This window comes from Algorimicrobium bowmanii (assembly GCF_054031195.1).
Genome location: NZ_CM132929.1, coordinates 1772632 through 1798361 on the forward strand (window position 1 = coordinate 1772632; position 25730 = coordinate 1798361).

A 25730-nucleotide genomic window follows, 5' to 3' on the forward strand; every position below is an offset into this window, starting at 1 on the left:
ATAAAATGAATCAACCACTAGCATACGTACATCCAGGAGCAAAAATTGCTAAAAATGTCGTTATAGACCCATTTACAACTATTCATAATAATGTTATTATTGGTGAAGGAACATGGATTGGTAGTAACGTTACCATTATGGAAGGTGCACGTATAGGTAAAAATTGTAATATTTTTCCAGGGGCCGTTATTTCGGCAACACCTCAAGATTTAAAATATAAAGACGAAGATACAACTGTAGAGATTGGTGATAATGTTACCATTCGTGAATGTGTAACCATTAATCGTGGTACCACTGATAGAATGAAAACAGTAATTGGCGATAACTGTTTAATTATGGCTTATTGCCATATAGCTCATGACTGTGTTGTGGGTAACAACTGTATCTTTTCAAATAATAGTACATTAGCAGGACATATAACTGTTGGTGATTATGTAGTATTAGCAGGTATGACTGCTGTACATCAGTTTTGTTCAATTGGAAATCATGCGTTTGTAACAGGAGGATCTCTTGTTAGAAAAGATGTACCTCCTTTTGTTAAAGCAGCACGTGAACCTTTATCTTATGTAGGTATTAACTCTGTAGGTTTAAGACGTCGTGGGTTTTCAACTGAAAAAATTAGAGATATTCAAGATATCTATAGAATATTATATCAAAAAAATTATAACAATACTCAAGCAGCTGAAATTATTGAAGCTGAAATGGAAGCAACTCATGAACGTGATGAAATTTTACAGTTTATTAAAGATTCACAACGTGGTATCATGAAAGGTTACTTCAAATCTAACTAAAATAAAGACAAAAAATAATGGCAACAACATCAGATATTAGAAACGGATTATGCATCAGATATAATCACGATATATATAAAATAGTTGAATTTTTACACGTAAAGCCAGGAAAAGGACCAGCATTTGTAAGAACTAAAATGAAAAGTGTTACAACTGGTAAAATTTTAGATAATACGTTTTCTGCAGGTCATAAAATTGAAGATGTGCGTGTAGAAACTCACAAGTTTCAATTCTTATATAACGATGGTGAGTTTTACCATTTTATGAATCAAGAAGATTATACTCAAATTCGTTTATTAGAAGCGTCTTTAGATAGACCAGATTTAATGAAAGAAGGTGAAGTGGTAACAGTTTTAATTAATACAGAAGATAGTTCGCCACTTTCGGTAGATTTACCAGCTAGTGTTGTGCTAGAAGTAACTGCAACAGAACCAGGGGTTAAAGGTAACACAGCAACAAATGCTACAAAACCAGCAACAGTAGAAACAGGAGCAGAGGTTAATGTACCACTTTTTATAAATGAAGGTGATAAAATTAAAGTTGAAACTGCAAAAGGTACTTACAAAGAACGTGTAAAAGAGTAGTTGTGAAATTCAATAAACCACATACGCTTCAAGAAATAGCAACCTTATTGGATGTTGATTACGTTGGCACATCTGATTTTCCTGTTTTAGGCATGAATGAAATTCATGTAGTTGAACCAGGGGATATCGTTTTTGTAGATCATCCTAAATATTACGATAAAGCTTTAAATTCAGCAGCAACTATTGTTTTAATTAATAAAGAAGTTAGTTGTCCAGAAAATAAAGCGCTGTTAATTAGTGATGATCCTTTTCGTGATTTTAATAAATTGACTAAGCATTTTAAACCATTTCAATCCGCATCGTTAGCTGTATCAGAATCCGCTAAGATAGGGACAAATACAATTATTCAACCAAATTGTTTTATAGGTAATAATGTAACCATTGGTGATAACTGTATCATTCATGCCAACGTAACTATTTATGATAATACCGTGATTGGTAATAATGTAACCATTCATTCAGGAACTATTTTAGGTGCTAGTGCTTTTTATTATAAAAATAGACCTGAAGGTTTTGATCCGTTATTATCATGTGGACGTGTGGTTATTGAAGACCATGTGGATATTGGTGCTTTATGTACTATTGATAAAGGAGTAACAGGCGACACAACAATTGGTGAAGGCTCTAAATTAGATAACCAAATTCAAATTGGTCATGATACTGTGGTTGGTAAAAAATGCTTAATAGCTTCACAAACTGGTATCGCTGGCTGTGTAGTTATTGAAGACGAAGTTACCATATGGGGACAAGTTGGCTGTGCTAGCGGTATTACCATTGGCACAAAAGCAATTGTTCATGCGCAATCTGGTATTAGCAAATCTATACCTGGTCATAAAACATACTGGGGAACACCTGTTCAGGAAGCAAGAGCTGTAATGAAAGAAATGGCTAATATTAAACAACTACCAAAACTAATTGACGAATTAAAAAATAGATAAATGACTCCAAAAGCGCTCATCAAATCGTTTTATGAATCAGATTTAGCAAACGATTCAACTTTAATAGAACGTTATTACCATAAGGACTGTTTAGTTTATTGGAACAATAGTAAAGGTCTTACTAAAAGAGATTTTAATGGGATTTCTGATTTCTATAAAGGTATTAGAGAATCTTACGATGATTTGCGTTTTGATGTTACACATCTACTTGAAGAAGATCATGTAGTTACAGTTCGTTGTACCTTGTATGCGAGCACTATAGAGTCTGATGATACAGAAATTCCTATTGCACATTATATTAGTATTTTTCATATAAAAGCGGATAAAATTTATCGTGGTTATGAAATTAGTCAGCCTGCAAATAAGGAAACATTAGATTTTGATGATGATTCAGAAAATAAAATTTAAAAACACTTTACTAATACCGTGATAAACATTACTTTTGTCACGTTTTAAAAACATAAAAAATCAAACATAAATGAGCGTTTTAGTTAATAAAAATTCAAAGATAATAGTTCAAGGATTTACAGGAAGTGAAGGAACATTTCACGCTGGCCAAATGATTGAATACGGAACCAATGTGGTTGGTGGTGTTACACCAGGAAAAGGTGGACAATCCCATTTAGATAGACCTGTTTTTAATACAGTTCAAGAAGCTGTAGATAAAGTTGGTGCAGATACAACTATTATTTTTGTACCACCTGCATTTGCTGCAGATGCTATTATGGAAGCTGCTAACGCTGGTATTAAAGTAATTATTACTATCACAGAAGGTATTCCTGTAGCTGATATGATTAAAGCGGCTAACTATATTAAAGGAAAAGATTGTCGTTTAATTGGTCCTAACTGTCCAGGTGTTATTACACCAGGTGAAGCTAAAGTTGGTATTATGCCAGGTTTCGTTTTCAAAAAAGGAAATGTTGGTATTGTTTCTAAATCAGGAACATTAACTTATGAAGCTGCTGACCAAGTTGTAAAACAAGGATTAGGTATTACAACAGCAATCGGTATTGGTGGTGATCCAATTATTGGAACAACAACTAAAGAAGCTATTGAATTATTAATTAATGACCCAGAAACTGAAGCTGTTGTAATGATAGGTGAAATTGGAGGTCAATTAGAAGCTGATGCTGCACATTGGTATAAAGAGAGTGGTAGTAAAAAACCAGTAATTGGTTTTATTGCTGGTGAAACAGCACCTGCCGGTCGTACAATGGGACACGCTGGAGCTATTGTTGGTGGTAGTGATGATACTGCTCAAGCTAAAAAGAAAATTATGAGAGAATGTGGTATTCACGTAGTAGATTCTCCTGCCGAAATAGGTAAAAAAGTTAAAGAAGTAATGGGATAATATTACCCATATATCTATTAAAAACCTTACAAATCTTGTAAGGTTTTTTTATTTGATACAATTAGTATTTATTATATTTGACAAACAACAAATCAGATTACCGAATTATGAAATTATTAAACGGAAAAACAGCTATAATTACTGGAGCTAGTAGAGGAATAGGTCGCGGAATTGCTCAAGTATTTGCACAACAAGGTGCTAATGTAGCTTTTACTTATAGCGCTTCTGTTGAAGCTGCTAATGAACTTGAAAAAGAATTAAATAATCTAGGCGTTAAAGCTAAAGGATATAAAAGTAATGCAGCTAGTTTTGACGAAGCTCAACAGTTAGCAGAAGATGTTTTAAAAGAATTTGGTAGCATTGATGTATTGATTAATAATGCCGGAATTACAAAAGATAATTTACTAATGCGTTTATCAGAAGCCGATTTTGATAAAGTTATTGAAGTAAACTTAAAATCTGTTTTTAACATGACTAAAGCTGTACAACGTACAATGCTTAAACAACGTAAAGGCTCAATCATTAATATGAGTTCGGTTGTTGGTGTTAAAGGAAATGCTGGGCAAACCAATTATGCCGCTTCTAAAGCAGGTATTATAGGTTTTTCAAAATCTGTAGCTCTAGAGTTAGGCTCAAGAAATATTAGAAGTAATGTTATTGCTCCAGGTTTTATTGAAACTGAAATGACAGCTAAATTAGATGAAGAAACGGTAAAAGGATGGCGACAGTCAATTCCATTAAAACGTGGAGGAACCCCTGAAGATATAGCCAATGCTTGCGTATTTTTAGCTAGTGATATGTCTGCTTATATTACAGGACAAACACTTAATGTAGATGGTGGTATGTTAACCTAATCTATGACAGGACTTACAATTATTTATATTATCATATCTGGAATTATAGCGCTATTATTAGCGCTTTTTCAGTATGTATATAAGTCAAAAAAAAATACAACACAACTTGTTTTAGCAGGCTTACGTTTTATAACAATCTTTTCAATTCTATTACTTTTAGTAAACCCTAAATTAGATACTGAAACTTTTTATACTGAAAAACCTAGTTTAGTTATTGCTATTGATAATTCGAATTCAATTCAGTTTTTAAATCAAACAGCTGCTGTGAATAGGCTTACAGATGCGATTAAAAAGGATACCGAATTAAATACTAAATTTGATATTGATTATTATAGTTTTAGTAATGAGGTAGCAACTTATGAGAATGATTCTCTTAGTTTTACCAACAAACAAACCAATGTAGCTAAAACCCTTAAGGATCTAAATACAATTTATAAAAGTGCTGTGGCACCAACAGTCTTAATAAGCGATGGAAACCAAACTTACGGGAATGATTATCAATACACTGCAAAAAGTTATAATCAGCCAATTTACCCTGTTGTAGTAGGTGATACCGCTCAGCATGTAGACGTTAAAATAACACAACTAAATGTCAATAAATATGCATTTTATAAAAATAAGTTTCCAGTTGAAATTATTCTAGTTTATAACGGTCAAGACCCTGTAACAACTAATTTTCAGATAACGAGTCAATCAAAAACAGTCTATTCTGAATCTGTTTCTTTCTCTAATATAGAGAATTCTAAAATTATTAATACAACGCTTACAGCCAATCAAATAGGTGTTTTTACTTATAAAGCTTCTCTACAACCACTTCCTAACGAAAAGAATACTGTAAATAATTTTAAAAATTTTGCTATTGAAGTTATTGATGAGCAGACTCATGTAGCTATAGTTTCAGACATTATGCATCCTGATTTAGGAGCATTAAAGAAAAGTATTGAGAGTAATGAGCAACGTCAAGTTAGCATCTTAAAACCAAAAGCTTATTTATCTAATATAGAAGACTATCAATTAGCTATTTTATACCAACCTAATGTGAATTTTAGAACTGTAATAGATAAGCTTAATGAGGATAATCGTAATCGATTTGTTATTACTGGAACACAAACAGATTGGCGTTTTTTAAATTCTGTTAGCTCAAATTATCAACATGATATTATTGCGCAAACTGAAAATTATTTGCCTCAGTTAAACAGTAATTTCACTGAATTTATAGTCCCTAATGTCAATTTTGAAACCTTTCCACCACTAGCAGGTAAGTTTGGTAATTTAACTAGCCAATCACCAATACAAACTATTTTATATAAACAAATAGGTAGCATTACTACGGATAAACCGTTATTGTTAACTGTTGATGCTAATAGTAGGAGAGAAGCTTTACTATTAGGTGAAAATATTTGGAAATGGCGTGCTCAAAGCTATTTAAATACGAATACATTTAATGGTTTTGATGATTTTATGGGGAAAATGGTTCAGTATTTAGCTTCAAAAAAACGACGTGAACGATTAAGTTTATCATTTGAATCTTTTTATAATGGTAATTCTAATGTGCTTTTCCAAGCACAATATTTTAATAAGAATTACGAATTTGATGACCGTGAACCATTAACAATTGAGGTGTTAGATGAAAACTCTCAAAAAAAGCGAACGATACCTTTTGTATTAAAAAACAACAATTTTGAAGCAGATTTAAGTGTCTTACCGGCTTCGGATTATAGTTTCACTGTTAGGGCAAATACAAGTAATATTTCAAAATCTGGAACTTTTAAAATTTTAGATTTTAACATTGAACAACAGTTTACTAATGCTAATTATAAAAAGTTAGAAAGTATTGCAGCTTTACAAGATGGATCGGTTTATTATCCTGATCAATTTGATGCTTTGAAAACAGACTTACTTTCAGATAATCGTTATGTTTCAATTGAAAGAGCTACCAAAAAAACAGTATCTTTGATAGATTGGAAATACTTACTAGCACTTATTATTTTAACCCTTTCAATCGAGTGGTTTTACCGCAAGTATAAAGGGCTTATTTAACTTATAAATTACACTTATATTATGGAAAAATTACCTAAAATTGGATTGCCAATTATTATTGGACTTGTTATTTTAATTGTTGTTATCGCTAAATCGGCTGTAACAATAGGTTCTGGTGAAGCCGGCGTGTTATATAAAACTTTTGATGGCGGTGTGGTAACCGATAAACCTGCTTTAGGAGAAGGGTTTCATATTGTTGCTCCATGGAATACCGTATTTGTCTATGAAGTTCGTCAACAAGAAATATTAGAGAAGATGAATGTTTTATCTTCAAATGGTCTTGATATTAAATTAGAAGCTTCGGTTTGGTTTCAACCTTCTATTGAAAGTTTAGGTAAATTACACCAAGAGAAAAGTGAAATGTATAAAGAACGTGTTCTTTTACCAGCTATTCGATCGGCAGCAAGATCTGTTGTTGGACGTTATACGCCAGAACAATTATATTCAAGTAAGCGTGATGCAATTCAACAAGAAATATTTGAGGAAACTGAAAAAATTGTAAACGATCAATACATACAATTAAACGAAGTACTAGTACGTGACGTAACTTTACCACCAACAATTAAAGATGCTATTGAGCGTAAATTAAGACAAGAACAAGAGTCTTTAGAATATGAGTTTAGATTGGTTACTGCAGCAAAAGAAGCCGAAAAAGTAATTATTGAAGCACAAGGTAAGGCAGATGCTAACCGTATTTTAAGTGCTTCATTAAACGATCAGATACTTAGAGATAAAGGAATTGAAGCTACCGTTAAACTATCTGAATCACCTAACAGTAAGACTGTTATAATTGGTTCAGGTGATTCTGGTCTGCCAATTATTCTTGGTAATCAATAATGTTTTTAAAATAAAGTACAGAATATTTGGAATTACAGATTAATTTTAGAAACATTTGTACACAATAAAAAAAGACATGACATTTATTCAATTACATCATCATCATTTTCATACGTGCTCTCAGGCAGGCTGAAAATGTATTGAATAAATTCAACATATTAAAAACCCGTTTGAGTATCTCAAGCGGGTTTTTGCATTTCTATTCTTTTCGATTTTCAATTCCTTCAGATTTACTCAAACAACATCAAAGTTTAACTTAAAAACTCATTTAGTGAGTGTTGTTATGAAGAAATTAAAAATTGCAGTTCAAAAATCAGGTCGTTTGTATGACGACTCCATGAAAATCCTCAAGGAAGTAGGAATATCTATTGATAATGGCCGAGATCAATTAAAAACATCGGCTAAAAACTTTCCTCTTGAAGTTTATTATTTAAGAAATGGCGATATACCACAGTATTTGCTTGATGGTGTTGTTGATGCCGCTATTATTGGAGAAAACTTATTAGTTGAAAAAGGTAACACAATTTCTGTTATTGAAAAATTGGGTTTCTCAGCTTGCCGTTTATCATTAGCGATCCCAAAAAATGAAAATTTCAACTCGCTAGAAGATTTAAATGGAAAACGAATAGCTACGTCATATCCCAATACCGTAAATGCTTTTCTTAAAAAAAACAAACTCAATGCACAACTACACCTTATTAACGGTTCTGTTGAAATTACACCAAATATAGGTTTAGCCGATGCTATTGTTGATATTGTTTCGAGCGGCAGTACCTTATTTAAGAACAATTTAAAAGAGGTGGAAGTTTTATTAGAATCAGAAGCTGTTTTAAGCGTTTCTCCTAAAATACAACAAGAGGAATTAGATATTTTAAATAAACTACAATTCCGTTTACAATCGGTATTAAAAGCTAGAAACTCAAGGTATGTTTTATTAAATGCTCCTAACGAGAAACTAGAAAGTATTCAGGATATATTACCAGGGATGAAAAGCCCTACAGTTTTACCTTTAGCTAAACCCGGTTGGAGTTCCCTACATTCTGTAATTGATAAAAATGATTTTTGGAATAGTATTGATGCATTAAAAAAAGCAGGTGCCGAAGGTATTCTTGTATGTCCAATTGAAAACATGGTATTATGAAATTAATAAACAACCCGAAAATTGATTCTTGGAACGCTCTCATACAGCGTCCTACTGTAAGCGTTAACAATATAGAGAAAACTGTAAATGAAATATTTAATGATATTCAACAACATGGAGATGCAGCCGTTTTAAAATACACAGATATTTTTGACGGTGTTCAATTAAATGATTTACTAGTCACTTCTGGCGAAATTAGTAGCGCAAAGAATAATATTTCTAAAGTATTACAAACAGCTATTTCATCTGCTAAATCTCAAATTAGCAAGTTTCACGAAGCTCAAAAAACAGATAAAGTAGAAGTTGAAACTATTAGTGGCGTAACCTGTTGGCAGGAAAAACGGGCCATACAAAAAGTTGGGTTATATATTCCTAATGGTTCAGCTCCTTTGTTTTCTACTGTTTTAATGTTAGCTATTCCAGCTAAATTAGCAGGTTGTGAGGAAATTGTTTTATGCTCACCACCCAATAAAGATGGTAGAATTGCTGATGAAATTTTATATGCAGCAAGCCTATGTGGTGTTACAAAAATTTATAAAGCGGGCGGTATACAAGCTATAGCTGCACTTACATTTGGTACCGAATCCATAGATCCTGTGTATAAGATTTTCGGACCAGGTAATCAATTTGTAACGGTTGCAAAGCAATTAGCAACTAAGTATGGCGTGGCCATTGATATGCCTGCAGGACCAAGTGAATTATTGGTTGTTGCAGATAATACAGCTATTCCAAAATACGTAGCATCCGATTTATTGAGTCAAGCTGAACATGGAGCTGATAGTCAAGTAATTTTAGTGTCTACTTCTCAAAAACTTATTGATCAGGTTGCCGAAGAAATAAAGCTACAATTGCCCAAATTACCACGGAATTCAATTGCTGAAAAAGCTATGAAACACGCAAAATCTATTCTGTTTTCATCTAATCAAGAGGCCTTAAATTTTATAAACACATATGCGCCCGAACACTTAATAATTTGTACTGAAAATGATACTTTTTTCACCAATGGTATTCAAAATGCAGGTTCAGTTTTTATAGGTAATTATACTCCTGAAAGTGCTGGTGATTACGCATCAGGAACCAATCATACGCTTCCAACAAATGGTTTTAGTAAAGCCTATTCTGGTGTTAATTTAGATAGTTTTCTTAAAGCATTAACTTTTCAGAAAATCACCAAAGAAGGGTTGCAAAATATAGGTAAAACCATCGAGGTAATGGCAGAAGCAGAAGGTTTACAAGCACACAAGAATGCGGTTAGTATTCGTTTAAAAGATTTTTAATTATGGCTATTCAAAATTTAATAAGGCCCAATATTTTAAAGATGACTTCTTATTCATCGGCACGGGATGAATTTAAGGATATAGATGATAGCCTAATTTTTTTAGATGCTAATGAAAACCCTTATGATTCAGGATTTAATCGTTATCCAGACCCGCAACAATTAGTCCTTAAAAAACGTTTAGCAACTATAAAATCCTGTTTACCTAACCAATTATTATTAGGTAACGGTAGTGATGAAGTCCTAGATTTAATTTTTAGAACTTTTTGCGAACCTACTATTGATAATGTAATTGTCTTGCCACCAACTTATGGGATGTATGGGGTTTTAGCAGAATTGAATAATATTGAAACTATTGAAGTTCCTTTAACAACAGATTTTAATTTATCAGTTTCCAATATTTTAAATGCAGCGAATACTAATAGTAAAATACTATTCTTATGTACACCAAATAATCCAACAGCTAACAGTTTTGATGCATCAGCTGTTAAAACATTACTTCAAGAATTTAAAGGTATTGTTGTTATCGATGAAGCTTATAGCGATTTTTCAAACGCTGATAGTTGGATTAATCAACTTGATTCGTTTCCAAATTTAATTGTTATACAAACCTTATCAAAAGCTTATGGTTTAGCAGGTATACGATTGGGGATGGCTATAGCTTCGCCATATATTATAAACGTCTTAAATAGTATTAAGCCACCTTACAACATTAATCAATTAACCCAAGAAGTAGCTGTAAAACGCTTGAAGAATATAGAACTAGTTAATTCTCAAATCCTTCAGATAAAAACAGAACGTAAACGTGTTCAAAAAGCATTAAAGACTATACCGATTGTAAAAAGAAGTTATCCAAGCGATGCTAATTTTATTTTGGTTGAAGTAGATGATGCCGATAAGCGGTACCAACAGTTAATAGAAAAGCGGGTAGTAGTAAGAAATAGAACTAATCAAATCCATTGTAAAAACTGCTTACGATTTACTATTGGCACACCAGAAGAAAACACGAAACTAATCACCATTTTAAACACATTATCATGAAACGCGTATTATTTATAGATAGAGATGGCACTTTAATTAAAGAACCACAAGACGAACAGATTGATAGTTTTGAAAAACTAGAGTTTTATCCTCAAGTTTTTCAATATCTAGGGCGTATTGCTCAAGAATTAGATTTTGAACTTGTACTTATTACAAATCAAGATGGTCTTGGAACCGATGCTTTCCCCGAAACCATGTTTTGGCCTGTTCATAATTTTGTTATGGATACTTTTAGAAGTGAAGGTGTGAATTTTAAATCACAATTTATAGATCGCACATTTGCTAAAGATAACGCTCCAACGCGAAAACCAAATACAGGTTTACTTGGTGCTTATTTTACTGAAGACTATGATTTAGATAACTCTTATGTAATTGGTGATCGGTTAACGGATATGGAATTAGCTAAAAATTTAAACGCTAAAGGTATTTTAATTAACGGACTAGCCAATTTAGGTTCTGATGAGATTTCATTAAAATCCGATGCGCTTAAACCTTTTATAAGCTTAGAAACAGATAGTTGGGAAGCTATTTATAAACTTTTGAAAGCGGAAGAACGAACTGGTTCTATAACTAGAACAACGAATGAAACAGCAATTACTATTGATTTAAATTTAGATGGATCAGGGCAGAGTTCAATTAGCACTGGAATCTCTTTTTTTGATCATATGCTGGAACAAATAGCTAGACACGGACAATTAGATTTAAATATTGATGTTAAAGGTGATTTAGATGTTGATGAACACCACACAATTGAAGACACAGCTATCGCATTAGGAGAATTGTTTAATACAGTTTTAGGTACCAAATTAGGAATTGAGCGTTACGGTTTCTGTTTACCAATGGACGACTGCCTAGCTCAAGTTGCTATTGATTTTGGTGGTAGAAACTGGTTGGTTTGGGAAGCCGATTTTAAGCGCGAAATGATTGGTAAAATGCCTACCGAAATGTTTATGCACTTTTTCAAATCTTTTACCGATGGTGCAAAATGTAATCTCAATATTAACGCTGAAGGTACTAATGAACACCATAAAATTGAAGCTATATTTAAAGCTTTTGCAAAGGCGATTAAAATGGCTGTAAAACGTGATGTTTCAAAAATGATTTTACCAACTACAAAAGGACTCCTCTAATGAAAATTGTTATTATAGATTATGGCGTAGGAAATATAAAAAGTATTCAATTTGCTTTAAATAGACTCGGTGTTGATGCTATTTTAAGTGGCGATTTTACAACTATTTTATCAGCAGATAAAGTAATACTTCCAGGTGTAGGTGAAGCTAGTACAGCAATGAAAAAATTGAAAGAAACCGAACTAGATGTTTTAATACCCATACTAAAACAACCTGTTTTGGGTATATGCTTAGGCATGCAACTCATGTGTGATTTTTCTGAAGAAGGAAAAACTACAGGTTTAGGTATTTTTAATACACAAGTAAAACGATTTTCAGCAGCTGTTAAAGTCCCCCAAATGGGATGGAATACAATATCAAATTTAAAATCGGCACTTTTTAAAAATATAAAAGAAGAATCCTATATGTACCTTGTTCATAGTTATTATGCTGAAAATTGTCAAGAATCAATTGCTGAAACATCCTATGAATTTAATTATGCATCTGCTTTACAGAAAAATAATTTTTATGGTGTGCAATTTCACCCAGAGAAAAGTGGAGCAGTTGGTGAGCAACTTTTAAAGAATTTTTTAAGCTTATAGTCTGATAATTAAGTGTTTTAAAAAAAAATATAAACGTTAATATAATAGTAATGAGAATTATACCAGCAATAGATATTATAAATGGAAAATGTGTCCGACTGACTAAAGGCGATTATTCCACGAAAAAGATTTATAATGAGAATCCATTAGAAGTTGCAAAACAATTTGAAGATTCGGGTATTAAAAATCTGCATTTAGTGGATTTAGATGGAGCCAAATCAGGTGCCGTTGTGAATTATAAAATATTAGAAAAAATAGCAACTAAAACCAATCTAACAATAGATTTTGGTGGTGGTTTAAAATCAGATGAAGATTTAAAAATTGTTTTTAATTCTGGTGCTGAACAAATCACAGGTGGTAGTATAGCTGTAAAAAATCCACAGTTATTTTCTACTTGGTTAGAAGTCTATGGTTCAGAAAAAATTATACTAGGAGCCGATTGTAATCCTAATGATACAGGAGGGACAATAGCAATAAGTGGTTGGCAAGAACGCAGTAATCTAGAAATTATACCTTTTATAAGAAAGTATCAAAATCAAGGTACTCAGTATGTTATTTGTACTGATATTTCAAAAGATGGAATGTTAGCGGGACCTGCTTTTGAGCTTTATCAAAATATACTTAAGACTTGTATTGATGCTGCTGCAAATAAGCCTTTAAAATTAATAGCTTCGGGAGGTGTTTCTAATATTTCGGATTTAGAAAAATTGAAATCAATTGGTTGTGAAGGTGTGATAATAGGTAAAGCTTTATATGAGAATAATATTAATTTAAAGGATTTAGAACCGTATTTAAACTAAAATATGCTTACAAAACGAATAATACCATGCTTGGATATTAAAAATGGACGTACGGTTAAGGGCGTTAATTTTATAGACTTAAAAGATGCTGGCGACCCTGTTACTTTAGCTAAGTTGTATGCCAAATCTGGTGCTGACGAACTTGTGTTTTTAGACATATCAGCAACTATCGAAGAGCGAAAAACCTTACTAGATATGGTTTTAGAAATTGCAAAAGAAATAAATATACCATTTACTGTAGGTGGCGGTGTTAGTGCTGTTTCTGATGTAGATTTATTATTACAGGCTGGCGCAGATAAAGTAGCGGTTAATTCAGCTGCTATTAAAAACCCTCAATTAATTAATGATTTAGCCGGTAAATTTGGTAGTCAATGTATTGTTGTTGCTATTGATGCGAAACAGATTAATGGAGAGTGGATAGTACATTTAGCAGGAGGTACAAAGGCAACCACATTAAATTTGTTTGATTGGGCCAAACAAGTTGAAGCACTTGGAGCTGGTGAAATTTTATTCACTTCTATGGATCATGATGGTACTAAAAATGGCTTTGCCAATAAAGCACTTGCTCAACTTTCAAGAACATTAAATATTCCAATTATTGCATCTGGAGGCGCAGGAACAATAGCTCATTTTACCGATGTTTTTCAAGAAGGTCTCGCCGATGCAGCTTTAGCAGCTAGTGTATTTCACTTTGGCGCAATTGATATCATAAATCTAAAAAAATCATTACAAGACAATAATATACCAATACGTTTATCATGATAGTAAATTTTAAGAAATACGAGAACGGTTTAGTTCCAGCAATTATACAAGATTATAATACCAAAACAGTTTTAATGTTAGGGTATATGAATGAAGAAGCCGTTTCAAAGACACAAGAAACTAAGCGCGTTACTTTTTATAGTCGTTCCAAAAAACGGTTGTGGACAAAAGGAGAAACTAGTAACAACTTTCTTGAACTTGTGAGTATGAAAATAGATTGTGATCAAGATGCTCTTTTAGTTTCTGTTATTCCTAATGGACCTACCTGTCATACAGGTTCAGATACTTGTTGGGATGAAGAAAACAGATCTAAATATGGTTTTTTATCGGAGTTAGAAACTATAATTTCTAAAAGAAAAGAAACTCAAAATTCAGGAGATTCTTATGTAGCATCACTGTTTAAAAAAGGTATCAATAAAATAGCTCAAAAAGTAGGAGAAGAGGCCGTAGAAGTTGTTATTGAAGCTAAAGATGCTGATGATGACTTATTTATTAATGAAAGTGCCGATTTGCTATTTCACTATTTAATACTACTTCAAGCTAAAGGTTTTACGTTAAAGGATGTGGAACAAGTTTTAATAAACCGTCAAAAGTAATAGACGTTTTGACAGTATAAACTCGTGTGATTTCTTTTTAAGATATCCAACCTTTAGCAATAGCCGATTTTGAATAATATACAAGAAACACACCAATTATTAAAACCATAATAGGCATAACTATAGCACCAGGGCCATAAACATCCATAGTATTACTTATAAAAAAGTTATAGGTCATTTGTAAAACAATACCAATTAATGAGATAATAAAAACAAATCGAGCCCAAGATTTTCGCAATATCAAACCTATAGATCCAATAGTACCTCCAAATACAGCTACTGCAAAAGCGGCGGTAACCCAACCTGGAATATTAGCATATAAGGCTTGTTCTGCTTCTGGTAAATTTTCGAGTATTTCAGGAGTTATAAATAGTTGTGATAAAAAAGCGCCGACACCCATTAAGTTCCAAATAATAGCTAAAATGCTAATAATCCAAAAGGCTCTAGGTGGTTTTCGTGATGGTATCATAATTACAGTTTGTTTAGTTAATTTTATAATCAAGATAAGAAATATTTGTAAACTAGTATTAAAATGGTGATTTTCGCCTCTTAAACCCTATATAACGTGTTCGAAAAACGCCATTATTACGTAATAACTTGTCAGTATCTTGGTTACAGATTTCATGGTTGGCAAAAGCAACCTAAGCTTAAAACGGTTCATTTAATGATTGATAAAACGCTAAACTATATTTTAGATGGTAAGCGTTTTAAAACTTTAGGTTCAGGTAGAACAGATGCGATGGTTTCGGCAAATGAAGCGGCTTTTGAGTTATTTGTATATCATAAAATAGAAGATTTAGAAGCGTTTTTAGAGTTGTTTAATTACAATTTACCCCAGGATATTCGGGCGTTAACAATTAAAGAAGTCGATTCGGATTTTAATATAATTCAGGATTCAAAAATTAAGGAATACTTATATGTTTTTGCTCAAGGAGGTAAATTTCATCCGTTTTGCGCGCCGGTAATAACCACGATATTGGATAGTTTAGATGTTAGTAAAATGAAATCAGCTGCCAAACTATTTGAAGGTTCACATTATTTTAAATCCTACTGTTATAAACCAACTGATCACGGTATTTATAATCGAGATATACTCACTTGTGAGATTGTGGAAAACGACTTATTTAAAGCCAATTTCTTTCCTAAAAAATCCTATATTTTAAGAGTGAAAGGAAAAGGGTTCATGAGAAATCAAATACGCTTAATGATGGGGGCGTTAATTGAAGTTGGTAAAGGAGAAAAAACACTTCAAGATATTTCCGATAGCTTACTACCCAACAACCAAATACCAGTACATTATATAGCGCCTGCTTCAGGTTTAATTCTAAATAGTATTGAATTTGATGCTTTTAAGGAACTGTAATTTCTCTTAAAAAAATTAACAACTAAAAAATCCTTTAACATAATTTATGTTAAATAAATCTTAACGAAGTTAAAGCCTGTTAAAAGACTTGACTTTTCTCAGATAGCCTGTAGTTTATATAGCGAACCAATAAATACACTATAAAATTATGAGTTATTTGAATATGCAAGATGAAAAATTATTACCTGTAGTAGTAGAATTGAATAAGCTTCTGGCTGACTATCATTTATATTATCAAAAATTAAGAAGTAATCATTGGAATATATTAGGTGAGAACTTTTTTGATTTGCACAATAAATTTGAAGAATTATACTCGGATGCACAATTAAAAATTGATGAAATTGCCGAACGTATTCTTACGTTGCGTTATCATCCGATGAGTAAATACAGTGATTACTTAAATACATCTTCAATTTCGGAAGCATCAGCTTTGTTGTCTGATAAAGAAATGGTAACCGAAACGTTACAAGATCATAAAAAGCTATTAGAGCAAATGAATATTGTTATGGAGAAAGCCGAAGTGGTATCGGATGAAGGTACTTTAGATTTAATTGGTGCTTATATTCGTGAATTAGAAAAATCTAGTTGGATGTTGGATGCTTGGAGAAAGGACACAACCGATCAATTAAAAGAAGAAGTTTTAGAAGCTTAAAAATTAATTAACCAATAGTTGACGCTAATTACTAGTTAAACTATTTAAAAAAGAGAATTATGAAAACGACATTATATACTGCATTATTTATGATTTCTGGATTAATGTTTTCACAAGAAACATCTAGAGACTTATCTAAAGAAACGGAAACCAAAACAGTTACCATAGATAACGGACGTGAAGTAACAGAGAAAAAAGTAAAGATAACAACTACGGAAAAGGCCGATGTTAAACTCTCAAAAGCTGATGAGAATAAGGTGAATCAAGAACGTATTATTAACGAATCTGACAAGAAAATTACAAAAACAGTAGAGATTGATAATGATGATGATCCATTTTACGATTCAAAAGTAGTTTTAAGAAGTTACCAATCCAATGGAACTAATTATAATTTTAAACGAAATTCTAAAGGATTTGAAATTTTATCAAAAAAGAAGAACAATACATTTGGTCAGGCTATAAAATCTGCTAAATCTGAAGAATACTTAATTAAAGGCGAACAATTTTCTGGAACTGGATATTTTAATTCCGATGGAAACTTTGTAATCACATATTACAATGAAAACACACAGAACATGGAATCAAAAACATTCTATAATTTAAAATAAATGTTCGTATAAAATATTTAAAAGACTGTCAATTTTTGGCAGTCTTTTTCTATTTTTAGAAAATAAATAAAAGGCTATGAAAGTTATAAATCCAGAAGTATTTGATTTTTTAAAACGTTTAGAAAAGAATAATAATCGGGAATGGTTTGCCGAAAACAAACCCGAATTTAAAACACTTGAAACAGCTATTAAAACAAGTTTTAATACGGTTTTCGACCTTTTAAAAAAACACGATGATGTAGATCAACATAAAGTTTTTCGTATTTATAGAGATGTTCGTTTTTCAAAAAATAAACTTCCTTATAAAACACATTTTGGTGCTTCATTTCAAAGAAGAAAGCCTGAATTACGTGGTGGATACTATGTTCATATAGCACCTAATAATGAATCCTTTATAGCCGTTGGTTTTTGGGCTCCTAATAAAGAAGATCTTCTAAGAATTAGAAAAGAATTAGAACTGGATGCTGCCGAAATGCGTGATATTATAAATACACCTGCTTTCAAAAGTACTTGGGGAGAATTGGAAGGAGAGGAACTTAAATCCGCACCTAGAAATTTTGATAAAAATCACCCAGATATAGATCTGATTAGAAAAAAGCAGTTTGTATTTACTAAAAAATATAGTGATAAAGAGGTTTTATCACCGGATTTCTTAGAAACTGTAAATCTAGCTTTTAAAGAGGTAAAGCCATTTTTTAATTATATGAGTGATGTTTTAACTACAAATTTAAATGGCGAATCACTTATTTAATAGATACAGTTATATAAGTCTAAATTAACTGTGTTTCAAAAAGTTGAATATTACTTATTAATCGCTCTTTTACTATAGCCATCATGCGTTTATTTAAGGCTGAAGAGTTTGTTATATAAAGTAAATATTCATCTACAGTAAATTGACCAATAACAATACCTTTAAGTGAATTTCTAAATTTAATATCTTTTTGTACCGCATTTTCAATATAAACAATTTGTTTGTCTAGAGGTAAATCATAAAATGCATATTTATGCTTATTAGCATAATTTTTAAAGACCTCAATTAATAAATCGTTTTGAAGTTTGATAACTGGACGTAAGGTTAAGTTTTGAAAACGTTCGTCTTTAGTCATTGAATCATGCAATTTTGCTGAAGGAATACTTGGTCGGCATGCTAATAATTGTTCAGATCGGGTCATGATTTTTGTTTTTATTAAAGTTATGGATTCTTTAAACAGCTTATTGTCATACCCTAAATGAATATCAACAGCTTTATTAACATAATAAATATAACTTATGGCAGTATAATATCTTTATAAGTATAATTTATTTATTAAAATTGATTTATCTGTATCTTTGAATATATAAACTTTAAAACAATAACATATGAGATTTCACTCAAGAAAATGGGTAAAACCCGAAGATTTAAATCCTAATGGAACATTATTTGGAGGTCGCTTATTGGCCTGGATAGACGAGGAAGCTGCCTTGTATACGGTTGTACAGTTAGAAAACCCAAAGGTGGTTACTAAGTATGTTTCCGAAATAAACTTCATGAGTTCGGCAAAACAAGGGGATATTGTTGAAATTGGTATGGATGTCAGTAAATTTGGAAAAAGCTCTATTACCTTAAAATGTGAAGCGAGAAATAAAATGACACGTGAAACAATTTTAACTGTAGACAATATTATAATGGTTAATTTAGGAGCTGATGGAAAACCAAAACCACATGGTAAAACTAAAATTGAATTTGTAAAAGACCGTTTAGCGAGTATGTAATATACATAAGAATTAAATAGTTAGTATTTAAATTTCTAGGTTTTATGTCAGTATTTTATCGTGTTTTTTTACCATTGAAATGTAGTAAATTCCGTTTGACGAAAATTCCATACGTTCATAAGATTTTTTAAGAGACTTCGATTTAGTGTCTTAATTTTGAGGTGATTAATAATTAATTGCCTTATGAAAAATATCAATCTTATACTTGTTTTCTTAGTTTGTATGGGTTCTGTGTATTCGCAAACTACGAGTGAAAAAACATCCTACTGTAATGATGTTAGTAAGCATGTTAAAAATGAAAATCCATTTGATGGAATTGAATTGGGCACATTAGTAAGTTCAGATACCATCTCTGGTTTTCAAACAGAACCCGATAAATTAAAGATTTCAGGTATTGTATATTTAGCAGATGGTATTACACCTGCAAAAGATGTTATGATACATATTCAACAAGCTAATAATGACGGCGCTTATACTTTAGTATCAATTACTCAGTCAAATTATATTGAAAATAGTCTTTTAGTTAAAACTAATGAAAAAGGTTATTATGAAATGTATACCTACATACCAGGACATACTAATAAACCTCTAACGTATCCACATGAGTATTTACCAAGTCATATTCATATACAAGTAAAAGAACCTTTTAAGGAATCTTATAGCTTGAATTCGTTACTTTTTGACACCGATACATTACTTACAAAGGCTTGTAGAAAGCGTTTGGCACGAAAAAAGATAGATTCTGTACTTGAGTTAAAAGAAGTAGGAGGTATGCTAGTTACCACCAAAAATATAGTCTTGAAATCAGAAGATTCTGAATCTTAATAATAGTTAGCGAAATAAAAGTAAAGCTTGTCCTTGTTTTCTTCACAATTTTAATAATCAATAAAAGCGGTTTTATATTATAATTCCAAATAGTCAATCAATTACATGTAATTTGACACTAATTTTACATTTATTGGTTTAGTACTTTTATTGATTATGTTATATTTGCGTAGCTAATGCCAAATAAATGCTAGCAGTCAACTAAACCTTATGTTTTTTGTATTAGATTGCAGTTTGTATGCAACACTGAAATATTATCAGTAATTTAGCTTTTTTAAAAAAATATAAACATATCTACATTAAAGTAAATAAGAAGACCACATGTTAAAAAAATGGATAAATAAGTTGTTTGGAAAAGAAACAACAAAAACTACATCAACAGTACAAAAAAACACAACTAAAGAAGGCACTGTTAAGTTTTATAATAAGTCTAAAAAGTTTGGTTTTATTATCGTTGATGGTACTGATGAAGAAATATTTGTTCATGCTTCCAATCTTAAAGATAAAATTAGAAAGAAAGATAAAGTTACGTTTGGTTTAGAACAATCAGACCGTGGATTAGTAGCAATAAATGTTCGTAGAATCCCTAAGAATTAAACTTCAAAACCTCTATTTATTATTATATAGAGGTTTTTTTATTTGGTAACTGTTGCTGGTTTTAATTTTATCAATCTACAAGCATCCAATACCTTAATAATAACATAAGTGATATCTATTTCATACCATTTAAATCCAAAATTTGCACGACTCGCAAACTTATGGTGATTATTATGATAACCTTCACCCATCATTAAAAAATCGAATCGAAATAGATTCTTACTCGTATTCTTCATTTTAAAGTTTACATAGCCATAAATGTGACCAAACCAGTTTATAATAACCCCGTGTATTGGAGCCATTAGAAAAGTTATGGGTAATAATAACCATTGCCACCAAGCAGTGGTGAAGAAAGCGAAAAATAAAATATATAATCCTATCCAAAGTAGGCGTGATAAACGTGAACTTGCAAAACGATCAAATGATTTCCATTGCGGGACATTTTTAGTAAATCGCTCATCAACAGGTATTCTATTTAAATTTATATCTTGATAAATTGTTTTAGTTTTCCACATCATAGCAAATAAATTTGCATCATATGACGGTGAGTGAGGATCCTTTTCAGTATCGGTATAAGCGTGGTGCATGCGGTGCATAATACCATAACCATAGGCACTTAAATAGCTAGAACCTTGAAATATCCACGTTAGGACAAAGGTTATACGTTCCATCGTTTTGGTCATCGTGAAAACTTGATGAGCCGCATACCTGTGTAGAAAAAACGACTGAAAGAATAAGCCTCCATACCAAAGAATTAAAACGAAAATAACGACTGCCATACTTTTTTTTTGCAAAGATAATTTGGCTATTCATGCAAAACAATGAACCTAAATCAATTAAATAATTAACAAATTAAGTTTAAAGGCGTTTACGAATTCTACTAAGTGCTTGTGGGGTAACACCAATATAGGAGCTTATATATTTTAAGGGTATTTCTTTTAAAAGCTCAGGTCTGTCTTGAAAGAGTTTAAGGTAACGCTCCTCAGCTGAGAGGTTTAATAAATGTTGTTCACGTTTAGATTTTATTAAAAACAAACGTTCTGCCGTTAATCTACCTATTAAATTACCAATTTGAGTGGTTTTATAAACATCTTGTAAATCGGCGTAAGTAATACTTAATAGTGTTGTTTTAGTAAGTGCTTGTAATTCATAAGCCGAAGGTTTTTGTGTTAAAAAAGAATCGTAAGCACTAATAAATTGATTGGTAAAACTAAAACCAAAAGTTATTTCTTTTTCAGGATTTTCTTTAGGAATATATAAACGGACAACACCAGATTCTATAAACGAAATATGATTTTCTATAGCATCTAATTCTAAGAAAATAGCCTTTTTAGCAATAACACGGCGTTTTAATTTAGATGTAAAAAAAGCCCAGTCGGTATCAGATATGGTAGCTATTTGTTCTAGATATGCTTTAATTTGTTCCACTTATTTTAAAAATAAAAATTGTCCTGCGAATGTAATAAATTTGCTTGAAGCTGCCATGTTTTTTACAATTTGGTAAATTTACTTTTCAACTATTAAACAACAAAAAAAGGCTATCCAATAGGATAACCTTTGTAATACTAAAGTTTATTTTTTAGTTTAAACTTTCTAATAGCTTTTCGGCTACTAACTCCGAAGACGCCGGGTTTTGTCCCGTAATTAAATTTCCATCTTGTACGGCATAAGCTTCCCAATTTTCTTTCTTAGAATACTCACCACCATTTTCAGTTAACATATTTTCAACTAAAAAAGGAACAATATCAGTCAGACCAACAGCTTTTTCTTCCGTATTAGAAAAACCTGTAACTTTTTTATTTCTAACCAAAGGATTGCCATTAATACCTTTTACATTTTTTAATGCTGCGGGAGCGTGGCAAACAAACCCAATTGGTTTTTCTTGTTTGTTAAATTCTTCAATTAATGATATAGATGTTTCATTATTAGCTAAATCCCAAAGAGGACCGTGGCCACCAGGGTAGAAAACGGCATCAAAATCATCCGGATTCATATCAGCTAATACCTTTGTATTTGCTATTTTTTCTTTCGCAATCTCATCGTTATCAAAGCGTTTTGTAGCCTCAGTTGCAGCATCGGGCGTATCACTACTTGGGTCTATTGGAGCAGCACCACCTTTTGGAGTTGCAATGGTAATGTTTACACCTTTGTCCAATAAAATATAATATGGCGATGCAAATTCTTCCACCCAAAAACCAGTTTTCTTTCCAGAATTTCCTAACTGATCATGAGATGTTAATACAAATAATACATTCATTTGTTTTTGATTTAATGTGTTTATTTCTTTTCCTGAAGTTTCTTCAACAGGTGTTTTATCATGGGCCTTATTACAACTTGAAGCTGTAATAATGGTTAATGCTAAAGCAATTGATTTTAATATATTCATATCTAATACGCCATTTTTACAATATCAGATACTTGTTCTGGTTTTAAGTTTTGGTGCTCACCTAAACCTAACCAGCCACGCTCAGTAAAACGTTCAGCAATTTTTTCGGCTGTACCATCATAAGCGTCTGTATAATCGGACAACTTCGTTTCTATGCCTAATTCGTTAAAAAATTGTTCAGTTTTTTCAATGGCTGCATGTGCAATATCTTCAGTACTTCCGGTATTAATATTCCATACACGCCTACCATATTGCGCTAATTTTTCTTTTTTGGTTTCAAAATTGAATTTGTAATGACTAGGAGCAATAATAGCTAATGTACGAGCATGATCAATACCAAATAATGCCGTTAATTCATGACCAATAGCATGAACAGCCCAATCTGTAGGAACACCTTTTTGGATTAAACCATTTAATGCCATCGTACAACTCCACATAAAATTAGAAGCTGCCTGATAATCCGTTGGATCCTTTAATATACTTGGAGCAACCTCAATTATTGTTTGCAAAATGCTTTCAGCAAAACGATCTTGTAACAAAGCGCCGCTAGGGTAAGTCATATACTGTTCCAAAACATGAGTAAACGAATCGGTTAATCCATTTGCTAATTGGCGTTGTGGAATGGATGAAATTACCTGTGGATCTAATATTGAAAACTCTGGAAATAAACCTGGTCCGCCCATGCCTAATTTTTCTTTTGTTTCAGCTCTTGTAATTACAGCGCCTGAATTCATTTCAGATCCGGTAGCCGGTATGGTTAATACTGTTCCGAAAGGTAAACCTTTTTCAGTACGTATTCTTTTTGCCAAAATATCCCATGGTGTATCACCATCGTATAAAGCGGCAGCTGATAAAAATTTAGTTCCATCAATTACCGAACCACCACCAACAGCTAATAAGTAGTCTACCTTTTCAGTTTTTATGACTTGTAAAGCTTTCATTAAAACGTCATATTCAGGGTTTGCTGGAATACCACCAAACTCAAAAACTGTAAATGAATCTAAGGCTTTTTTTACTTGCTCGTAAATGCCATTTTTTTTGATGCTTCCACCACCATATAAGAGTAATACCTTGGCATCATTAGGAATTTCTTCAGATAATTTACTAATACTGTCCTTTCCAAAAATTATTTTGGTAGGGTTTTTAAATTCAAAATTATTCATATTTGATTTTTTTATATTTCAACAATCATTTTACCTTTATTCTTACCATTAAATAGGTCGATAAATGCATTTGGAATGTTATCAAAGCCTTTAACTACGGTTTCCGAATAAGTTAATTTATCAGATGCTAACCATTTAGATAATTGTGTGATTGCCTCTGGGAATTTTTCAGCATAATTAGAAACAATAAAACCTTGCATTAAGGCGCTATTTTTAACTAAAAATGGTTGAACACTAATACTCGTAGGGAGTTCTTTGTTATTATACAATGAAATGGCTCCGCAGATAATGATACGAGCATATCTATTGATGTTAAACAAAACAGCATCTGAAATTGGACCACCTACATTATCAAAATAGATGTCAACACCGTTTGGCGCAGCTTTTTCAATATCAGACTTCATATCGGTAGTTGTGTTATAATTAATAGCTTCATCAAATCCGAATTTTGATTTTAACATATCAACTTTTTCATCACTACCAGCTATACCAATAACACGTAAACCACGTAATTTAGCTATTTGGCCAACAACAGAGCCTACAGCACCTGCAGCTCCAGAAATTACAATAGTTTCACCTTCAGCAGGTTTACCTATTTCATGTAATCCTAAATAAGCTGTTAAACCTGTCATGCCTAAAATACCCAAATAAGCGCTTAAAGCGGCGTTATCAGGGTTCACTTTAGTTAGATTTTCTCCCGTTGAAATTTGTTGCGTTTTCCAATCTAACATTCCTGATACATAGTCGCCAACCTGAAAAGAATCGTTTTTAGAAGCAATTACTTTAGCTACAATTCCAGATTGAATAGGTTTATTTAATTCAAATGGAGGTACATAAGACTTAGCATCGCTCATACGACCACGTAAATATGGATCAACAGAAACATAAGTGGTTTCTAATTGCACTTCATTTTCTTTTAAATCTTCAGAAATATCTTCTGTAATAAATTCAAAATTTGAAAGTGTTGGTTTACCTTCTGGTCTGTTTTTTAATAATATCGTTTGTGTTTTCATCATTTAATTTTTTTAATCAATTATGGTTACTAAATCTGTCATTGGTTTTCTAACCTTAACTAAATTCACCAACCAATCTTCATTTTCTTTTCTATATCCTAATGGTAATAATACGGCACTTCGTAAACCTTTTTCACGAAGACCAAGAATTTTATCTACAGCTTCAGGTTCAAAGCCTTCAATTGGTGTAGCATCTACACCTTCAAAAGCAGCAGCAGTAATAGCTTGTGAAAAAGCAATATATGCTTGTTTAGCAGCATGATTGAAATTTTCTTCAGCATCTTTTTGAGGGTAGGAATTTAATAACATCTGGCGGTAATTTTCCCAACCATCATTTTTAAATCCTCTAATAGTATTTGTGAGGTCGAACATATAATTAATTCTGTCGGCCGTATAGGTATCCCAAGCAGCAAATACAAGTAGGTGGGAACAATCAGTAATTACAGATTGGTTCCATGCTACAGGCTTAATCTGTTCTTTTATATCTTGATTTTTAATAACGAAAATTTCGAAAGGCTGTAATCCACTTGACGTGGGAGCTAATCGTGCAGCTTCTAAAATGCGGTTGATTTTTTCTTCTGGTACTTTTTCACCGTTCATAGCTTTCGCTGCATATCGCCAATTCAATTTATCAAGTAATTCCATAGTT

General features: G+C 31.9%; 31 protein-coding genes. 23 read left to right on the plus strand and 8 right to left on the minus strand.

All coding sequences use genetic code 11. From position 1 onward, the window contains the following. Window positions 1-5 precede the first annotated feature (5 nt). From lpxA to hisIE, 16 genes are all read left to right on the plus strand, one after another. The gene (lpxA, locus tag ACW5R3_RS07825) at window positions 6-791 is read left to right on the plus strand and encodes an acyl-ACP--UDP-N-acetylglucosamine O-acyltransferase (RefSeq protein ID WP_456576449.1); all 786 of its coding nucleotides are present in this window, start codon (window positions 6-8) and stop codon (window positions 789-791) included. A 17-nt stretch (window positions 792-808) separates the two neighbouring features. Next, window positions 809-1375 (plus strand): elongation factor P, encoded by a 567-nt coding sequence (efp, locus tag ACW5R3_RS07830; protein WP_456576450.1) that lies wholly within the window; start codon window positions 809-811, stop codon window positions 1373-1375. 2 nt (window positions 1376-1377) lie between these two features. After that, the gene (locus ACW5R3_RS07835; protein ID WP_456576451.1) at window positions 1378-2313 is read left to right on the plus strand and encodes a UDP-3-O-(3-hydroxymyristoyl)glucosamine N-acyltransferase; all 936 of its coding nucleotides are present in this window, start codon (window positions 1378-1380) and stop codon (window positions 2311-2313) included. Next, window positions 2314-2721 carry a nuclear transport factor 2 family protein gene (locus ACW5R3_RS07840; RefSeq protein ID WP_456576452.1) on the plus strand — a complete coding sequence of 136 codons (408 nt, stop codon included), beginning with the start codon at window positions 2314-2316 and terminating at the stop codon, window positions 2719-2721. It abuts the gene before it with no gap. Between the two features lie 70 nt (window positions 2722-2791). Then, a complete protein-coding gene (gene sucD, locus ACW5R3_RS07845; RefSeq protein WP_456576453.1) occupies window positions 2792-3664 on the plus strand; it encodes a succinate--CoA ligase subunit alpha in 873 nt (290 codons plus the stop codon). Window positions 3665-3771: 107 nt separating this feature from the next. Then, a complete protein-coding gene (gene fabG, locus ACW5R3_RS07850; protein ID WP_456576454.1) occupies window positions 3772-4518 on the plus strand; it encodes a 3-oxoacyl-[acyl-carrier-protein] reductase in 747 nt (248 codons plus the stop codon). 3 nt (window positions 4519-4521) lie between these two features. Continuing rightward, window positions 4522-6558, plus strand: coding sequence for a VWA domain-containing protein (locus tag ACW5R3_RS07855; RefSeq protein ID WP_456576455.1), 2037 nt, complete (start codon window positions 4522-4524; stop codon window positions 6556-6558). A gap of 21 nt (window positions 6559-6579) precedes the next feature. After that, complete coding sequence (locus ACW5R3_RS07860) at window positions 6580-7395, plus strand: prohibitin family protein (RefSeq protein WP_456576456.1); 816 nt, start codon at window positions 6580-6582, stop codon at window positions 7393-7395. A gap of 283 nt (window positions 7396-7678) precedes the next feature. After that, window positions 7679-8536 (plus strand): ATP phosphoribosyltransferase, encoded by an 858-nt coding sequence (gene hisG, locus ACW5R3_RS07865; RefSeq protein ID WP_456576457.1) that lies wholly within the window; start codon window positions 7679-7681, stop codon window positions 8534-8536. After that, window positions 8533-9813, plus strand: a complete 1281-nt coding sequence (gene hisD, locus ACW5R3_RS07870) for a histidinol dehydrogenase (protein ID WP_456576458.1) — start codon at window positions 8533-8535, stop codon at window positions 9811-9813. Before hisG ends, hisD begins: the two co-directional genes overlap by 4 nt. A gap of 2 nt (window positions 9814-9815) precedes the next feature. After that, entirely contained in the window at window positions 9816-10853 is a 1038-nt protein-coding gene (hisC, locus tag ACW5R3_RS07875; RefSeq protein WP_456576459.1) for a histidinol-phosphate transaminase, read from the plus strand. Next, window positions 10850-11983, plus strand: a complete 1134-nt coding sequence (hisB, locus tag ACW5R3_RS07880; protein ID WP_456576460.1) for a bifunctional histidinol-phosphatase/imidazoleglycerol-phosphate dehydratase HisB — start codon at window positions 10850-10852, stop codon at window positions 11981-11983. The genes hisC and hisB overlap by 4 nt, the downstream gene beginning before the upstream one ends. Further along, window positions 11983-12564, plus strand: a complete 582-nt coding sequence (hisH, locus tag ACW5R3_RS07885) for an imidazole glycerol phosphate synthase subunit HisH (RefSeq protein WP_456576461.1) — start codon at window positions 11983-11985, stop codon at window positions 12562-12564. The genes hisB and hisH overlap by 1 nt, the downstream gene beginning before the upstream one ends. A gap of 50 nt (window positions 12565-12614) precedes the next feature. Next, the gene (gene hisA / locus ACW5R3_RS07890; RefSeq protein ID WP_456576462.1) at window positions 12615-13364 is read left to right on the plus strand and encodes a 1-(5-phosphoribosyl)-5-[(5-phosphoribosylamino)methylideneamino]imidazole-4-carboxamide isomerase; all 750 of its coding nucleotides are present in this window, start codon (window positions 12615-12617) and stop codon (window positions 13362-13364) included. 3 nt (window positions 13365-13367) lie between these two features. Next, complete coding sequence (hisF, locus tag ACW5R3_RS07895; protein WP_456576463.1) at window positions 13368-14126, plus strand: imidazole glycerol phosphate synthase subunit HisF; 759 nt, start codon at window positions 13368-13370, stop codon at window positions 14124-14126. After that, window positions 14123-14722, plus strand: coding sequence for a bifunctional phosphoribosyl-AMP cyclohydrolase/phosphoribosyl-ATP diphosphatase HisIE (gene hisIE, locus ACW5R3_RS07900; RefSeq protein ID WP_456576464.1), 600 nt, complete (start codon window positions 14123-14125; stop codon window positions 14720-14722). The genes hisF and hisIE overlap by 4 nt, the downstream gene beginning before the upstream one ends. Window positions 14723-14759: 37 nt before the next feature. On the opposite strand, the gene ACW5R3_RS07905 is transcribed toward hisIE, so the two are convergent. Further along, a complete protein-coding gene (locus ACW5R3_RS07905; protein ID WP_456576465.1) occupies window positions 14760-15191 on the minus strand; it encodes a hypothetical protein in 432 nt (143 codons plus the stop codon). Window positions 15192-15287: 96 nt separating this feature from the next. On the opposite strand from ACW5R3_RS07905, the gene ACW5R3_RS07910 reads away from it, so the two are divergent. The 4 genes from ACW5R3_RS07910 (at window position 15288) to ACW5R3_RS07925 (ending at window position 18096) form a co-directional block, all read left to right on the plus strand. Continuing rightward, a complete protein-coding gene (locus ACW5R3_RS07910; protein ID WP_456576466.1) occupies window positions 15288-16085 on the plus strand; it encodes a tRNA pseudouridine synthase A in 798 nt (265 codons plus the stop codon). Between the two features lie 148 nt (window positions 16086-16233). Next, window positions 16234-16737, plus strand: coding sequence for a Dps family protein (locus tag ACW5R3_RS07915; RefSeq protein ID WP_456576467.1), 504 nt, complete (start codon window positions 16234-16236; stop codon window positions 16735-16737). A 59-nt stretch (window positions 16738-16796) separates the two neighbouring features. Beyond that, entirely contained in the window at window positions 16797-17345 is a 549-nt protein-coding gene (locus tag ACW5R3_RS07920; protein WP_456576468.1) for a hypothetical protein, read from the plus strand. 76 nt (window positions 17346-17421) lie between these two features. Further along, window positions 17422-18096, plus strand: a complete 675-nt coding sequence (locus ACW5R3_RS07925; protein ID WP_456576469.1) for a DUF2461 domain-containing protein — start codon at window positions 17422-17424, stop codon at window positions 18094-18096. A gap of 19 nt (window positions 18097-18115) precedes the next feature. On the opposite strand, the gene ACW5R3_RS07930 is transcribed toward ACW5R3_RS07925, so the two are convergent. Beyond that, window positions 18116-18517, minus strand: coding sequence for a glyoxalase (locus tag ACW5R3_RS07930; protein WP_456576470.1), 402 nt, complete (start codon window positions 18515-18517; stop codon window positions 18116-18118). Window positions 18518-18704: 187 nt separating this feature from the next. Between ACW5R3_RS07930 and ACW5R3_RS07935 the strand changes: the two genes are divergently transcribed. The 3 genes from ACW5R3_RS07935 (at window position 18705) to ACW5R3_RS07945 (ending at window position 20519) form a co-directional block, all read left to right on the plus strand. Next, entirely contained in the window at window positions 18705-19097 is a 393-nt protein-coding gene (locus tag ACW5R3_RS07935) for an acyl-CoA thioesterase (RefSeq protein ID WP_456576471.1), read from the plus strand. Between the two features lie 183 nt (window positions 19098-19280). Continuing rightward, a complete protein-coding gene (locus tag ACW5R3_RS07940; RefSeq protein WP_456576472.1) occupies window positions 19281-19922 on the plus strand; it encodes a hypothetical protein in 642 nt (213 codons plus the stop codon). A 321-nt stretch (window positions 19923-20243) separates the two neighbouring features. Then, a complete protein-coding gene (locus ACW5R3_RS07945; protein WP_456576473.1) occupies window positions 20244-20519 on the plus strand; it encodes a cold-shock protein in 276 nt (91 codons plus the stop codon). Between the two features lie 38 nt (window positions 20520-20557). Here ACW5R3_RS07945 and ACW5R3_RS07950 read toward each other — a convergent pair whose 3' ends face one another. The 6 genes from ACW5R3_RS07950 to ACW5R3_RS07975 form a co-directional block, all read right to left on the minus strand. Beyond that, window positions 20558-21298: an acyl-CoA desaturase gene (locus tag ACW5R3_RS07950; RefSeq protein WP_456576474.1), complete on the minus strand. Its 741-nt coding sequence runs from the start codon at window positions 21296-21298 to the stop codon at window positions 20558-20560. Window positions 21299-21377: 79 nt separating this feature from the next. Then, window positions 21378-21947 carry a Crp/Fnr family transcriptional regulator gene (locus tag ACW5R3_RS07955; protein WP_456576475.1) on the minus strand — a complete coding sequence of 190 codons (570 nt, stop codon included), beginning with the start codon at window positions 21945-21947 and terminating at the stop codon, window positions 21378-21380. Window positions 21948-22098: 151 nt separating this feature from the next. Then, window positions 22099-22905, minus strand: coding sequence for a type 1 glutamine amidotransferase domain-containing protein (locus ACW5R3_RS07960; RefSeq protein WP_456576476.1), 807 nt, complete (start codon window positions 22903-22905; stop codon window positions 22099-22101). A 2-nt stretch (window positions 22906-22907) separates the two neighbouring features. Beyond that, window positions 22908-24068, minus strand: coding sequence for an iron-containing alcohol dehydrogenase (locus ACW5R3_RS07965; RefSeq protein WP_456576477.1), 1161 nt, complete (start codon window positions 24066-24068; stop codon window positions 22908-22910). Window positions 24069-24079: 11 nt separating this feature from the next. Further along, window positions 24080-25084 carry an NADP-dependent oxidoreductase gene (locus tag ACW5R3_RS07970; RefSeq protein ID WP_456576478.1) on the minus strand — a complete coding sequence of 335 codons (1005 nt, stop codon included), beginning with the start codon at window positions 25082-25084 and terminating at the stop codon, window positions 24080-24082. A 9-nt stretch (window positions 25085-25093) separates the two neighbouring features. After that, window positions 25094-25726, minus strand: coding sequence for an NAD(P)H-dependent oxidoreductase (locus ACW5R3_RS07975; protein WP_456576479.1), 633 nt, complete (start codon window positions 25724-25726; stop codon window positions 25094-25096). Between the last annotated feature and the right edge of the window lie 4 nt (window positions 25727-25730).